Below are 13,957 nucleotides of genomic sequence, written 5' to 3' on the forward strand. Positions count from 1 at the left end.
GCCCCGGGGTACCTTGGGCTCATGGCAGATGCGGACCGTGACCCCTTCCACCTCCACGGGGCCTCCCGGATGGCTCGTGCGTGCAGTGGCGGAGCCCTGGTCACCCACCAGCTCCCGCTGGCCGTGGTGGGCCTGGCCTGCCTGGCGCTCGGCATCGTCGTGGCCGTGTTCGTTCCGGACAGTGACGGGCCCGCATGGGCGATGGCGGTGGCCGGCTGCCTGGCCGCCGGCGTCCTGCTGCTCGGCCGGATCGCCTTCGGCGTGTTCCGCGACCGGCGTCGCGCCGCGCTCTGACGGCACCCCGGCCAAGGTGCCCGGCCGCCGAGCCGTACGGCGGACCGGCTTCCGTCCGGACGGCGCCCCCACCCGTCGCGTCGATCGCGCTCGGCATTCCGAAACGTCGGTCGAATGAAATTGGTCAGATCGACTGAATATCGTCCAGTCTGACAATCTCGGACCCGCTTCTTTCACCATTCCCGGACGAAGGCTCCATCCCGCCTCTACTGTGAATGCGTTCTTCCGGCTCGAAGCGCCGGGGAGGAGGAGCGATGGGCGGTAGACCGGATCGTGCCGTGGCCGCCTCATGAGGCGGGCCGGCGACGTCGCCGTCGTCGCCCTGGCCGCGATCGTAGCGCTGCCGCTGGCCCTGCTGATCGCCGTCCTGCTCCGCTGCACCGCCGGCGGCCCCGTCCTCCAGCGGCAGACCCGGACCGGCCGGCACGGCCGCGAGTTCCAGATCCTCCGCTTCCGGGCCGACGGGGACGGCCGGCTCACCGCCCTCCTGCGCCGCACCGGCCTGGACGAGCTGCCGCGGCTGTGGAACGTGGCGCGCGGCGAGATGGGCGTGATCGGACCCCGGCCGGCCGGCCCCGCCCAGGTGGTGCGCTACACCCGCCGCGAGCGCGCCCGGCTCGCCGTACGGCCCGGCCTCACCGGCTGGGCCCAGCTGCACGCCGTGCGCCGCAGCCGGACGCCCCGCCCGCTCAGCCGGCCCGAGTGGGCCGAGCTCGACCTCTGGTACCTCGAGCACCGCTCGCTCGGGCTCGACCTGCACATCCTCGGGCTCACCGTGCTCGCGCTGCTGCGGCCCGGGACCGGCCGTGCGCACCGGACCGGCGGCCCGTAGCCGCCCCGATAGGCTGCGGCCCATGGCCATTCCCCCCTTCCTCGCCGAACTCCGCGCCCTCGTGGGAACCCGTCCGCTCTGGTTGAGCGCCGTCGTCGCCGTCGTGCTGGACGACCGCGACCGGGTCCTGCTCGCCCGCCGGGCCGACGACGGCCGGTGGGCGACGATCGGCGGCATCCTCGACCCCGGCGAGCAGCCCGCCGACGGCGTGGTGCGCGAGTGCGAGGAGGAGACCGGGGTGGTGGTCGTGCCCGAGCTGCTCGCCTCCGCCACGGTCTCGCCCCAGGTCACCTACCCGAACGGCGATGTGACGCAGTACCTGGTGCTGACCTTCCGCTGCCGCGCGGTCGGCGGCGAGGCGCGGGTGAACGACGACGAGTCGCTGGAGGTCGGCTGGTTCGGGCTGGACGAGCTGCCGCCGATGATCGAGAGCGAGCACGAGCGGCTGCGCCACGCGCTGGAGTGCGAGGGCCCGGCGGCCTTCACCTGGGAGGGCAAGGAGCGCCCCTGAGCCCGGGCGGTACGCCCGCCCCGCCCGCCCAGCCCACCGAGGGTCTGTCCGGGCCGGGTCAGCCCTTGTGCTGCCGGTAGGCCTCCTCCGCCGCGTCCAGCACCGCGGCCAGGTCCCCGCCCGCCGTGGCGGTCGCGGTGGCGGCCACCGCGCCCTCGACGAACGGGGCGTTGGCGAACCGCACCGGGAACGGCAGCCCGTGCTCGTCCGCCTCGGACAGCAGCGCGCGGACGGTGGTGACCGCCCCGCCCAGGTCGGCGAGCACCACCACGCCGTGGCCCTGGTCCACCCGGCGGGTCGCGGCGGCGACCAGGACGGCGCTGATGCCCGGCCCGTCCGACGGGTCGCCACCGGTCGCGGCGACCGGCGCGGGGGAGTCGGATCCGGTCAACGCGAGCGCGAGGGAGCGCACGGCGGTGGCCAGTTCCTGGCTGTGCGAGACCAGGACGATCCCGACCCGCCCGTGCAGGGCCGGCCGGGCGGGGGTCGGCCGGGGCATCGGGGTGGGCGAGGGAGGCGTACGGGGTGCCGGGGGATGGGCCGAGGGGGCGTCGGAGATGGGGATGACGTCGGCGCGGGTGCCGTCCCGGCGGCTCATCGGCTGCTCCCTTGAGCGGTGGGTGGGGGATCGTTCGGGCAAAACGGTCGGGCGAAGCAGTCGGGCGGAGCGGTCATGTCGAACAGTCAGCCGAGCGACCCGGGCCCACCCGGGCCCACCCGGGCCCCCGCGGGCCCGCACGGGCCCGCCAGGGACTCCCGGACGCCGGCGGCCCCGCCCTCCCACGCCTGTCGGGCCCGCCCGCCCCTCCCGGGCCGGGAAGGCGGTCGGAGGGCGTCCTGGCAGCACTCTGGCAGCTGCCCGCCGCCGCCACCGGCCGGGACACGCCTCAAGCGTTCCTCCGGCAGTGTCCGTCCCCGCCTGGAGGAGTCCTCGTCAACCCGCTGACCGGGGCCGGGCGGTGTGGCTAGGCTGGCCCCGGAACGCCGTCGGGAGGAGATCGGTCAGTGGGATCCAACAGCGGGACGGACACGGAGGCCGGAGGGGCGCAGCCGCAGCTGGCCCCGAACGGGAAGCCCAAGGTGGACTTCACCGGGGCGGAGTGGCTGTGCAGCAGCCAGGGCGTCGGGGACGTGCAGATCGCCTTCGTGGACGGCTACATCGGGATGCGGGACGGCCGCCAGGAGGACGGGCCGGTCCTGGTCTTCACGCCGGGGGAGTGGCGGGCCTTCGTGCTCGGCGCCCGGGACGGCGAGTTCGACCTCACCTGAGGTCCTGCCGGGAGACTTCCCGGCAGGACCCGGCAACACCGGCAGGACCCGGCGGAAGGCCCTGCCGAAGGCCGCGCGGAGGGGCCCGGCTGCGAGGCCGACCGAGGAGGCCGCCGGGCCCGTCACCACAGGAGCGGACCCCGATCGAAGAGGGGTCCGCTCCGCAGGTGATCCTTCGGGTCCGAACATCACAACTGATGATCTATTGAGCGTGCCCCGTCAGAATTTCTGTTGACTGTTAGACAAACGCAGCTCAGAGTATGAGCACGGGCAGACGCCGTGCCCACCGCCCCCACGCGGCCAGACACGGCGCCTGCTGTGCGGCCCGGCAGTGTTGCCGGGCCATCCTCCCAGTCATCCCCTGCGCACCGGGGTGCGTCGGCCGGTCCCGGCCCCACGAAGGGGCCGGCAGTCGCCGGGAGGCTGGTGCTGAAGCCGAGAGCGACTCGGACGACGGCACCGATGCTCGGGACCCGCACGCCCCCACGCGGCGGCGTCCCGAGCAAGATCCACGGGAGCGACGGGCCGGGGCCCCGCGGATCTGGCTTGTGATGCATGGAACTGTTGGCTTGTGTGTTCGTGCGGTGTGCGACGACGAAGCTGGGTGCTCGGCAGTTCGGCACGACGAATGCACGGTGAGGGAAACGCGTGTAGGGCCGCGTTGCGACATGCCGTCCCCCCGAAGGGTGAAACCCAGAACGGCTGTCGTGCTGAACCGAACGTAGCCCGGACGGTTGCTCAGAGTCAACATTGGTCTCTGAGCGTCGATCTCCCGCTCGTCCCCCGGCGGCGCCCCACCCACCTCGCGAGCGTGGTGTGCCGGACACGTACGATGTTCCCATGTCTTTTCTCCGCCGTCGCTCCGGACAGCCCGCCGGCCCGGACTTCGACGTGCTCGCGATGGACCCGGGCGACTGGCCCGGTGACTTCGGTGCGGCCATGATGACCGGCCCGGACGGCTCCTGCCAGGGGATTTTCCTGCGCTACGACCTGTTCGGCGGCAGAGGCCCGGCGATGTTCATCGGCAACCTCCCCGAGGGTTCGCCCGCCCGGGAGACCGGCGACGAGGTGCCCTTCGAGGTGCGGCAACTGCTCGCGGCGCTGGAGAACGACGAGCCGGTCGAGTTCGTCTCGGCCGAGGACTTCCCGGTGATGCTCGGGGACGACCTGCTGATCGTGAAGAAGGTCAAGGTCAGCGAGGAGCGCGTGTTCTGCGCCCAGTTCGGCCGCAGCGACGGCGTCCTGGTCACCATCGCCTCCTGGGACCGACCGGTTTCGGACGACCTGTATCAGCTGCTGAAGCCGCTCCCGGCGGACATGTTCCAGCAGGGCTGATCCGGCGTGGCCGGTCCCGGTGGGGCCGAGCGGCTCCGCCCGGGGGCCGGACGCTGCTTGACGGTATCGATCAACGGTTCGTACAGTCGCGGACATGCCGTGCCGTCTTCCGCTGCTGACCCGTCGCAGGCATCTGGATCTGCGGCGCACCGCCAGCGCGGCGTGTCCGAGCCGCTGAGGGGGATCCGTCCCCCGGCGGCGGGTGGTCGGCCGGGTGTCCGGTCGGCGCCGACACCAGGGGGCGGGTCGTGAGCCGGCCTCCGGGGCCGCCGATCGGAACCGCGCGCCCGTACGGCGTGCCGCCCGCATTCGCCGAGCCCACGCTGCCGCCCGGAGGCACCGCACCATGACGACCCGCGCCGCCAACCGTTCGAGTGCCGATCATCGGACTGCCGACGGTTCGTCCGTCACCGGTTCGTCCCACGACCGTTCGACCGTCGATCGTTCGCTCGGGAACGCTCCCGCCGACACCGCTCCGGTCGAGGAGGCCCCCGTCGGGCGCCGCTCCCGGACCGCTCCGCGGTCGGCGGGTTCCGACCGGTCGGATTCCGGCCATCCCGAATCCACCGGCTCCACCTCCGCCGGTTCCCGCGGCGCCGGTTCCACCGCCGCCGGTCCGGCCGGCTCCACCGGCCCCGCGCCCGACCGCACCGCGGTCGAGGCCGCCCTGGCCGGCCTGCCCCGGGTGGTCGACCTGCTGGCCGCCCGGGCCGAGGAGCACGACCGCGACGGGACCTTCCCGTACCAGGGGATCGAGGCCGTCCACGAGGCCGGGCTGCTCACCCTCACCGTCTCCGAGCGGTACGGCGGTCCGGGCGGAACGCTCGCCGACACCGTCCGGGTGCTGTCCCGACTCGGCCGCGGGGACGCCTCGGTGGCGGTGGTCACCGCCTTCACCCTGCTCCGGCACGCCGAGCAGGCCCGCCGGGCCGACTGGCCGACGGCCGGCTACCGGCGGCTGCTCACCGAGTCCCGGCGCGGTCCGGCGCTGGTCAACACGCTGCGCGCGGAGCCCGGCGCCGTCGCGGGCGAGCTGCCCGGGACGGTCGCCCGACGGGACGGCGACGGCTGGCTGCTGACGGGCCGCAAGACGTACTGCACCGGCGCCGAGGCGCTCGCCTGGATGGCGGTGACCGCACGGACCGACGAGGAGGAACCGCGGGTCGGCACCTTCCTGGTCCGCGGCGAGAGCGAGGGCCTGGAGATCGACCCGACCTGGGACCAGCTCGGCCTGCGGGCCAGCGCCAGCCACGACGTCGTGCTGGACGGGGTCCGGGTGCAGGCCGACCTCGCGCTCGGCCTGACGGCCGGTCGCCGGACGGCCCGTCAGGGCGCCGACGCCGAGGCGGAACTCACGCTGGCCTGGCACGACCTGGCCCTCTCCGCGGTGGCGATCGGCGTCGCCCGGGCCGCCGAGGCCTGGCTGATCCGCTTCCTCAACCAGCGCACCCCGGCCAACCTGACCGAGCCGCTCGGCACCCTGCCCCGCTACCGGACCGCCCTCGGCGAGATCGAGGCCCAGCTGATCGGCGCCGAGGAACTGGTCGAGGGCCTGGCTCCCCGGGTGGACCGGGGTGAGCCGGAGGCCGTCGCCCGGACCGGTCCGGCCCACCTGCTGGCCACCCGGGCCGCCACGGCGGTGGTCCAGCAGGCCGTCGCCCTCACCGGCAACCCCGGCCTGAGCCGGCGCCACCCGCTGGAGCGCTACCTGCGGGACGTGCTCAGCAGCCGGGTGCACCTGGCCCCGGACGAGACCGTCCTGGAGGCCGCCGGCCGGGCCGCCCTCGAACGGGGCGCCCGGCCGTAGGCCTGCCGTCGGACCCGCGGTTCAGCGCGTCCCGACCGCGGCGCGGACGGCCCGGCGGGCGAGCGCCGCGTCGTCGTAGAGCCGGCGGATCATGATCCGCTGCTCCTCGCCGGCGCCCGGCACGTCGTACAGCCGGATCTCCCGCATCAGCACCAGCACCAGGTTCACCAGGAACGCGTCCCGGGCCAGTGTGCCGCCGCTCTGGGCGAGTTGGCTGATCTGGCGACGGGCCGCGGTGTCCCCGGACAGGACGCTCCAGAGCACCGCCAGGTCGTAGCCGGGCAGGTACCAGCCGGCCTGCTCCCAGTCGACCAGCACCGGGCCGGACGGCGCCAGCAGCATGTTGCTGAGCAGGGCGTCGCCGTGGCAGAGCTGGAGCGGGGTGTGGCCGAGGCCGTGCAGCAGGCCGCGCAGGTCGCCCGCGTCCCGGTCGGTGAGCTGGCCCACCGAGTGGTAGCGGGAGATCTCCAACTGGTAGTCCAGGCGCGGCTGGAAGACGTCGGTCGGCGGCCGCCACAGGTTCAGCGTGCGGACCGCGTTGAGCAGCGCCCGCACCTCGCCCGGGGTGGGCGCGTTGACCGGGTGGCGCTCGCGGGCCGCCGGGCGCCCCGGCACGCGCTCCATGACCAGCACGCACCGGTCGTGGTCGGCCGCCACCAGCCGGGGCAGCCGCACCGGCGGACGGTGCCGGACGAACGCCCGGTAGACCGCCACCTCGTGGTGGAAGTCGGCCACCAGCTGCTCGAAGTACTCACTCCGCACCGCCTGCGGCGCCAGGCACTTGGCGACCACCGGAGCCCGCCCGATGGTGCCCGCCACCAGGATGTGGCGGCTGCCCTCGCGCAGGACCTGGCGCGGGGTGAACGCGGGACATATCCGCGCGACACTGGCGAGTGCCGCCCGGACCGCCGGGGTCTGGAGCGCCGAGGGGTCGATCCGCTCCGGGCCGCCGGCGCCGGGCTGGCCGGGCCGCCGCGCCCGCAGCACCTGGCCGTCGGCCTGCCGGGCCAGCGGCATCCGGCCACCGGCCGGCAGCGCGGTCTCCGGGCCGCGCAGCCCCAGCGCCGTACGGCCGGCGGGGCCCAGCGCCGTACGGCCGGTCGGGACGACCCGGGTGTCCGTGGCCCGGCCCTCCGCGCCGCGCGGGGCCGCGGGCCGTACCGCCGGAGGCACCGCCCTGGGGCCGGTGCGGCCGGCGGCCGCGGTGGGGGGGCGCAGCGCGGGGCGGGTCGCGGTGGGCGTGGGGGTCGTCGCTGAGGAGTACATGGGCTGAGGGAGGTCCCTTCCGGTCCGTCGGCGGGTGCTGCCCCGCGGGGGCGGGGGAGGGCCGGTGCCGTGTGCTTCCTGGCGTGACGGCGGCCCTGCGGGTGCTGCGGTAGGTCCTGCGGTGCTTCGTGCGGTGCGGTGGGTGGTGCACGGGCGCCGGGCACGGACGCGGGGTCAGGAACCCCTGGTCGGCGGTGCTCCGGCCGTCCGCACCCTGGGGAATGCGGTCGGCCGGACTGCCGTGGCCGTGCCCGGCGCTCCCGCGCCACCCGGCCGCGCCACCCCCTCGGGTGAGGACCGGGAGCGCCCCGTGCCACCGTCGGGGGACATGCCCCGACGCTGGTGGGACGCCGCCCGACCCGGGGGGCGAAGTGGCGCACCTCTACAACACACCCGTCGGGCACTGGCTTAGTAGTCTGGCGGGCCCTGGCGAACGGTGGCGAATGCTCGCCTGGCACTTGCCGGAGCCTCTAGCCTCGGATCAGCCGAGGAACCTGGGGGCTTCGTTGAGCAGGGAACCCAACACCCGACTGGCCGATCTGTTCGTCCTGACCGGATGGTCGAAGGGCGAGCTGGCGCGGCTGGTCAACCGTCGGGGTGCCGCGATGGGACAGCTGCAGCTGTCCACCGACACGTCGAGGGTACGGCGTTGGATCGAGCAGGGGGAGATCCCGCGCGATCCGGTGCCGAGGGTGCTGGCGGCCGTGTTCACGGAGCGGCTCGGACGTGTCGTCACCACTGAGGACCTCGGTCTGGAACGACACCGGCCCACCAGGTCCGGAGCGGAAGCGCCCGCAGCAGTGCCATGGTCGCCGGATCGAACAGCCGCGGTCCTCACCGAGTTCACGGGAATGGACCTCATGCTGAACCGACGTGGATTGGTGGGCGCCGGAGCCGCGCTCACGGCCGGGGCGGTCATCGCCGACTCGCTGAAGGGCTGGCTGGGCGGGGACGCGGTCGCCTACGCGGCCTCCGTCCCCGGGCCGCGACAGGTGGTCACCGGGGGCGGAGCGCACCCGGTGGTGGACGTGTACGACGCGGGCCCGGTCGGGCTCGACGAGGTGGAGTCGCTGGAGCACTCCGTGCAGGTGTTCCGGGCCTGGGACGCGGCCCGCGGCGGCGGGTTGCAGCGCAAGGCCGTGGTCGGTCAACTGAACGAGGTCGGCGGCCTGTTGACGCACCGGCACGCGCCCGCCGTGGAGCGGCGGCTGTGGCTGGTCGCGGCCAACCTGGCGGTGCTGGCGGGCTGGATGTCGCACGACGTGGGCCTGGAGCCCACCGCCCAGAAGTACTTCATGATCGCGGCGGACGCGGCCAAGGAGGCCGGTGACCGGCCGCGGGCCGGCGAGGCCATCTCCCGGGCCGCGCGGCAGATGGTGCACCTGGGCCGGGCCGACGACGCGCTCGACCTGATGTCGGCGGCCAAGGCGACCGGCGGGCGGCTGATGCCCAGAACCCGCGCCATGCTCAACACCGTCGAGGCCTGGGCGCACGCCTCGATCGGGCACTCCCAGGACACCTACCGGCTGCTCGGGGAGGCCGAGGAGCTGTTCGGCGAGGAGGCGCCGGAGCCGCCGCCCTCGTGGATGCAGGTGTTCGACGAAGCCGAACTGCGCGGCATGCAGGCCCTGGTGCTGCGCACGCTGTCCGAGCACGACCCGGCGGCGGCGCCCGACGCCCGCCGGCACGCGGAGCGGGTGATCACCTTGCGCGAGGGCACCGGGCAGCTGCGCTCGGCGCTGTTCGACCGGATCACCCTGGCCTCGGTGCACCTGCTCACCGGCGAGCCGGACGCGGCGCAGTTCCAGGCCAAGATGGTGATGAACCTGATCGGCCAGAACTCCTCGCACCGGACCTGGGACCGGCTGCGCGAGATGTACCGGCTGACCGCGCAGTACCGGGGGCTGCCGGCGGTGGACGAGCTGCGGGAGGTGCTGGGCCGGCAGCTGCGGGCGGCGGACGCCAAGAACCGGCCGCGGCTGACCTGAGGGCTTCGCGGGGGCGCGGTTCCGGTCCGGGCCGTCGGCTCAGAGCGGCGGGGCCGGGCGGAGCAGCATGCGCAGCGCGACGACGGTGCCGTCCGTGCCGAGGACGGGCTCGCCCGCGCACTCGACGCCGTCGTGCCGTCCGTCGGGCCGGCGGACCCGCAGGGTGCCGGCGGCGTGGCGGCCGTGCACCAGGGTGTCGGTCATCATCCGCCGCAGCAGCGGGCGGTCCGCCTCGGGGAGGCGGTCGGGCAGCCGGTCGAGGCTGAGCGGGCCGTGTCCCGGGTCGCAGCCGAGGAGGAGGTAGGTCTCCGGGCTCCAGAGGATCCCGTCGGTCAGCAGGTCCCATTCGGCGGAGCCGAGCAGGCCGTCGTCGATCCCGGCCCCGTGCTGGTCGCCGCCGTCGCCGAGGTAGGGGCCGGACGGCTCCCGCGCCGTGCCGTCCACTCTGCCGTCCGTTCCGCTGTCGGCGTCTCCCGCGCCGTCCCCGCCCGCGGTGCCCGGCGCGTCGGCCGTGGTGCCGCGGGCGACGCGCCCGGCGCCCGCCGCGCTGCTCCCGCCCGTCGGAGCGCCGTCCATCGCGGCGGCTCCCGGCGGGCGGGTGGCGCCTAATGGCATGTTCATGGCGGACCCATCGCTCGGGTGCGGCCCGCGCGGTGCGGGCCGTTCGGACAGTGAGAAGACTGTCGCACAGCGTCGTCATCCTTGTGGGCGATTTGGACAGAACGCAGGCAAAATTCCAGTGGCATATGCCACTGTGGCCGGAGCGCTCGTCGCCCTGTGTGCGGACGGGGGCGCGAGGCGGTAACCTTCGGTGATTCCGGCGCCCGGGCGCCCACCGCAGTACCGACCAGAGACCCCGGCGACGGAAATCCCGTTGCCACTACGACCGCCGCAACGGATGCTGACCTCATGTTCGAGCCAGTGATAGCACCCAGTGCCAGCCTCCTCGGCCTCCTTCAGCGAGGCCGCGGTGACGGGCAGCTCCACGCGCTGGCCGCCGACCGTGCCGAGGCCATCGCCGCGCTGGAGGAGTGCGTCACCAGGGATCCGCGAGCCGACTGGCAGGTCGAGAGCCGCTCCCTCTACTACGCCCGCATCTACATGGAGCTGGAAGCCCCCCTCGACGGCATCGAGGACCACCTCCACTCCGCCGAGGACCTGGTCACCGACGACGAGAGCCGCACCGGCCTCGCCCTCTCCGTCCTGGGCCACCTCGCCGCGTACGGCCGGCGCGACGCGCTGCTGATGCTGCGCGAGTACGCCGCCACCGGCGCCAACTGGTCCTGGGCCCTCGACGAGCTCGCCCTGCGCGACGACGACCGCGGCCTGCTGCTGCTCGGCACCGCCGTGCTGGACCGCTTCGCACCGGGCCCCGAGGGCGACGCCGAGCTGCGCGAGTTCATCCGCAACGCGTACGAGCCCCGGCCCTGGCGGCTGTGGGCGGCCTACCACCCCAGAGTGGCGGCGGCCAGCGAACAGTCACCCTTCGACCTGTGGCAACGCCAGATCAACCGCAGCGGCGTCACCCCCGGCTGGTCCACCGCCGACGTGCTGGCCTGGGCCGACCAGGGCGAGCTCGGCGGCCTCGGCGCCGGTGCCTTCCTCGGCGGGCCCGACGCCCGACCGGAGTCCGCGCGCGGCACCGAACCGTCGTCCGGCCCCGACGCGGTGGACCGCCGCGCCGCCGCGGCCGCCCGCTGCCTGACCGCCGTCGTCCGGCCGGAGGACCGCCCGCTGCTGCTGGAGGCGGCCCGCGACGGCCTGCCCGGCGCCCGCCGGGCCGCCCTGCGCCACCTGGTCGACCAGCGCGACCCGGCCGCCGTCGAGCTGATCGAGGCCGCCGCCGCGGACGTGGACGACCGGATCGTCCGCGCCGCCCTGGAACTGCTCGGCCGGATGCGCGGCCCCGAGGTGCTGGCGCACGCCCGCCGCTGGGCCGACCCGTCCAGCGGCGGCGCCGACAGCGCGCTCGGCGAGGCCGCCGTCCAGCTGCTCGCCGACGCCGGGGAGCCGGCCGACGCGCCGCTGGTGGTGGCCGGGCTGCGCCGCTGGGTCTCGGTGCGCGGGGTCGGCGGTACCGGGCTCGGGTCCCTGGTGGACGGTGCGGGGCGGCTGGCCGCCGCCGAGGCCGTACCGGTCCTGCGCCACATCTACGGGGAGGCCGCCTCCTCGGAACTGCGCGGACGCGCCGCCCAGGCGCTGGCCGCGACCGACGTGCACTTCCCGGAGGGGCCCGCCGTCGAGTGCCTCTGGGACTGCGAGGAGTCCACGCGTGAGCTCGCCGCGCGCCACGTCGCCACCACGGGCGACGCGCGTGTGCTGGAGCGGTTGCGCCGGCTCGCCGCCGACCCGGCCGAGGAGGCCGAGGTCCACGCCGCCGTACGCGGCCGACTGACCGCCGCCCGGGAGTTCGGGCGTTAGGGTCTGTCTTCAAACTCGCGTCTGCGGGGCGACGACAGACCCTGGGGCTGTCCGACGATTCCCGCGGGTGCCGGTTGTCGGACACGCCCTCGGGTCCTCGACGTTCGGTGGGCCGGGACACCCTGTCGGTGTCCCGGCCCACTCGTCTTCCGCGGTCCCCGCAGTCCGTGGGTCCCCGTTTCTGAAACCTGGTTCTACTTCACCGCGCCCGCGTCCGGGGTCAGGACGCCGCCGATGACCAGTCCGATGATCAGAACGCCGAGCAGTACCCGGTAGACCACGAACGGCATGAAGCTGTGGGACGAGATGTACTTCAGGAACCAGGCGATCGCCGCGTAGCCGACCACGAAGGCGATCACGGTGGCCAGGACGGTCGGCCCCCAGGCCGGGGCCGGGCCCTCGCCGATCTTGAACAGCTCCAGCGCCCCCGAGGCGAGCACCGCCGGGATCGCGAGCAGGAACGAGTAGCGGGCCGCCGCCTCCCGGCTGTAGCCGAGCAGCAGGCCCGCGCTGATCGTGCCGCCGGAACGGGACACGCCCGGGATCAGCGCCAGCGACTGGGCGAGGCCGTAGATGCCCGCGTGCGGCAGCGTCAGGTCGGTGATCGGACGGGCGTGCCGGACGGCCCGGGTGCGGTCGGCGAAGGCCAGGACCAGGCCGAAGACGATCAGGGTGGTGCCGATGATCCGCAGGTCGCGCAGGTGGGTCTCGATGGTGTCCTGGAACAGCTTGCCCAGGATGCCGATCGGCAGGGTGCCGATGATCACGAACCAGCCCATCCGCGCGTCCGGGTCCGAGCGCAGCGCCGGCCGGAACAGCGACAGCGCCCAGGTCCTGATGATCGACGCGATGTCCTTGCGGAAGTAGATCAGCACCGCGGTCTCGGTGCCGAGCTGGGTGACGGCCGTGAAGGCCGCGCCCGGGTCCTTCCAACCGAACAGGGCGGAGAAGACCCGCAGGTGGGCGCTGGAGGAGATCGGCAGGAACTCGGTGAGCCCCTGGATCAGGCCGAGGACGGCCCCGTGGAACCATTCGGTCACCGGGCACCCGCCGGGGGTATCCGTCGGGCGTGGAGCAGGGGCGGCATGGGCTGGTCCTTGCGGGTCGGAAGGGCGTGCGGGACCGCCGTGACCCGACCGGCCCACCGGCCGCGCGCGAGCCCGGCGCGCGGCTGATGGTACGGGGTGAAGGTGACGGTTTTCCGTTCACCCTTCGTTCCGGCTTCGCGCACGGGATCGCCGCCGGTCCGGAGCCCTTTCCGGGCGCGTGCTACGGCACCGGCCGCGCCCGGACCCAGGTGCGGTCCGCGGTCAGGTAGCGCTCGACCGCCAGGTCGGCCTCCGCGAGAGCCCGCTCGAACGCCTCGGTGCTGAGCGGGCGGGACAGGAAGGTCTGCGTCCAGGTGCCGTCCGGGAAGACGTACTCGAAGCGCACGGAGTCCACGCCGTCGCCGACCGGTGTGGCCGAGACCAGCCGGGCCCGCGCGTCCGGGCCGATCGAGCTCTCCCGCGGCACGTTCCGGTGCCAGTCCTCGCCCTCGCGCTGCACCAGGACGCAGCCGTCCTCGGCGACGTGCCGGCGGCAGGCCCCCAGCAGGCCCCGGCGGACCGCCTCGTCACCGGCGTGCACCAGGAAGGAGGCCAGCATGACGACGTCGAAGCGCTCGCCGAGATCCAGCTCCTCGATGGGGCTGCGCACCGTACGGACGTCCGCGCGGACCCGGGCCAGCATCTCGGCGGACTCGTCCACGGCCGTCACCGTGAAGCCGCGGTCGGTCAGCGGGTGCGTCATCCGGCCGACACCGCAGCCGAGTTCGAGGATGCGGGCACCGGGCGGCACCGCGGCCTCGACCACGTCCGGTGCGTCGCCCGCGGGGAGGCGGCTCCACACCTCGACGGCGCAGCCGTCCGGGGTGATCGCGCCCGCACCCGTTCCGTCGTAGCCCTCGCGTCGTTCGTCTGTCATGCCGCTCATCGGAACACGGGCGGGTGCACGGTGGAAGAGGGCGTCGGAACGGGATTGCGGGATACCCCAGGGGGGTATATCTTCGAGTAGCGACGGAGCGAGGGAAGTGGCGCCGAACAGGGCGCCGGGGCAAATGGAGGACGACATGGCGCACCCCGCGCGGCACGAGCACCACGAGCACACCGACGAGCAGCACGCCGGTCACGAGCACCGCGAGCAGCACGGGCACGCCGGGCGCGACGGGCACGACCACGGTGGCCACCAGGCGC

At 74.6% G+C, this 13,957-nt stretch carries 14 protein-coding genes; 9 read left to right on the forward strand and 5 right to left on the reverse strand.

Annotated elements, in window-relative coordinates; translation table 11 throughout:
- Window positions 1-21: 21 nt before the first annotated feature.
- From ACFY0X_RS31740 to ACFY0X_RS31750, 3 genes are all read left to right on the forward strand, one after another.
- Window positions 22-294, forward strand: coding sequence for a hypothetical protein (locus ACFY0X_RS31740; protein WP_387759770.1), 273 nt, complete (start codon window positions 22-24; stop codon window positions 292-294).
- A gap of 289 nt (window positions 295-583) precedes the next feature.
- Window positions 584-1,126 carry a sugar transferase gene (locus tag ACFY0X_RS31745; RefSeq protein ID WP_387759772.1) on the forward strand — a complete coding sequence of 181 codons (543 nt, stop codon included), beginning with the start codon at window positions 584-586 and terminating at the stop codon, window positions 1,124-1,126.
- Window positions 1,127-1,148: 22 nt separating this feature from the next.
- Window positions 1,149-1,637, forward strand: a complete 489-nt coding sequence (locus ACFY0X_RS31750; protein ID WP_387759773.1) for an NUDIX domain-containing protein — start codon at window positions 1,149-1,151, stop codon at window positions 1,635-1,637.
- Window positions 1,638-1,695: 58 nt separating this feature from the next.
- Here ACFY0X_RS31750 and ACFY0X_RS31755 read toward each other — a convergent pair whose 3' ends face one another.
- Complete coding sequence (locus tag ACFY0X_RS31755) at window positions 1,696-2,235, reverse strand: PTS-dependent dihydroxyacetone kinase phosphotransferase subunit DhaM (RefSeq protein WP_387759775.1); 540 nt, start codon at window positions 2,233-2,235, stop codon at window positions 1,696-1,698.
- 458 nt (window positions 2,236-2,693) lie between these two features.
- Here ACFY0X_RS31755 and ACFY0X_RS31760 point away from each other — a divergent pair, with 458 nt between their 5' ends.
- The 4 genes from ACFY0X_RS31760 (at window position 2,694) to ACFY0X_RS31775 (ending at window position 6,048) form a co-directional block, all read left to right on the forward strand.
- Entirely contained in the window at window positions 2,694-2,906 is a 213-nt protein-coding gene (locus ACFY0X_RS31760; RefSeq protein ID WP_387759821.1) for a DUF397 domain-containing protein, read from the forward strand.
- A gap of 840 nt (window positions 2,907-3,746) precedes the next feature.
- Window positions 3,747-4,241, forward strand: a complete 495-nt coding sequence (locus ACFY0X_RS31765; protein WP_387759777.1) for a hypothetical protein — start codon at window positions 3,747-3,749, stop codon at window positions 4,239-4,241.
- A gap of 94 nt (window positions 4,242-4,335) precedes the next feature.
- Window positions 4,336-4,419, forward strand: coding sequence for a putative leader peptide (locus ACFY0X_RS31770; RefSeq protein WP_387759823.1), 84 nt, complete (start codon window positions 4,336-4,338; stop codon window positions 4,417-4,419).
- Between the two features lie 168 nt (window positions 4,420-4,587).
- Window positions 4,588-6,048, forward strand: a complete 1,461-nt coding sequence (locus tag ACFY0X_RS31775) for an acyl-CoA dehydrogenase family protein (protein ID WP_387759779.1) — start codon at window positions 4,588-4,590, stop codon at window positions 6,046-6,048.
- A 21-nt stretch (window positions 6,049-6,069) separates the two neighbouring features.
- On the opposite strand, the gene ACFY0X_RS31780 is transcribed toward ACFY0X_RS31775, so the two are convergent.
- Window positions 6,070-7,065, reverse strand: coding sequence for an aminoglycoside phosphotransferase family protein (locus ACFY0X_RS31780; RefSeq protein ID WP_387759824.1), 996 nt, complete (start codon window positions 7,063-7,065; stop codon window positions 6,070-6,072).
- A 755-nt stretch (window positions 7,066-7,820) separates the two neighbouring features.
- Between ACFY0X_RS31780 and ACFY0X_RS31785 the strand changes: the two genes are divergently transcribed.
- A complete protein-coding gene (locus tag ACFY0X_RS31785; RefSeq protein WP_387759780.1) occupies window positions 7,821-9,302 on the forward strand; it encodes a hypothetical protein in 1,482 nt (493 codons plus the stop codon).
- A 39-nt stretch (window positions 9,303-9,341) separates the two neighbouring features.
- Here the strand turns inward: ACFY0X_RS31785 and ACFY0X_RS31790 are convergent, their stop codons facing one another.
- Entirely contained in the window at window positions 9,342-9,923 is a 582-nt protein-coding gene (locus ACFY0X_RS31790; protein WP_387759781.1) for a hypothetical protein, read from the reverse strand.
- Window positions 9,924-10,211: 288 nt separating this feature from the next.
- Here ACFY0X_RS31790 and ACFY0X_RS31795 point away from each other — a divergent pair, with 288 nt between their 5' ends.
- Window positions 10,212-11,723, forward strand: coding sequence for a HEAT repeat domain-containing protein (locus tag ACFY0X_RS31795; protein ID WP_387759782.1), 1,512 nt, complete (start codon window positions 10,212-10,214; stop codon window positions 11,721-11,723).
- A gap of 194 nt (window positions 11,724-11,917) precedes the next feature.
- On the opposite strand, the gene ACFY0X_RS31800 is transcribed toward ACFY0X_RS31795, so the two are convergent.
- Together ACFY0X_RS31800 and ACFY0X_RS31805 are read right to left on the reverse strand one after the other, a co-directional pair.
- Window positions 11,918-12,763 carry an undecaprenyl-diphosphate phosphatase gene (locus ACFY0X_RS31800; protein ID WP_387759783.1) on the reverse strand — a complete coding sequence of 282 codons (846 nt, stop codon included), beginning with the start codon at window positions 12,761-12,763 and terminating at the stop codon, window positions 11,918-11,920.
- 229 nt (window positions 12,764-12,992) lie between these two features.
- Window positions 12,993-13,688 (reverse strand): class I SAM-dependent methyltransferase, encoded by a 696-nt coding sequence (locus ACFY0X_RS31805; protein WP_387759785.1) that lies wholly within the window; start codon window positions 13,686-13,688, stop codon window positions 12,993-12,995.
- Window positions 13,689-13,957: the final 269 nt, after the last annotated feature.

Origin of the sequence: Kitasatospora sp. NPDC001547, assembly GCF_042894165.1 — a bacterium.
GTDB lineage: Bacteria > Actinomycetota > Actinomycetes > Streptomycetales > Streptomycetaceae > Kitasatospora.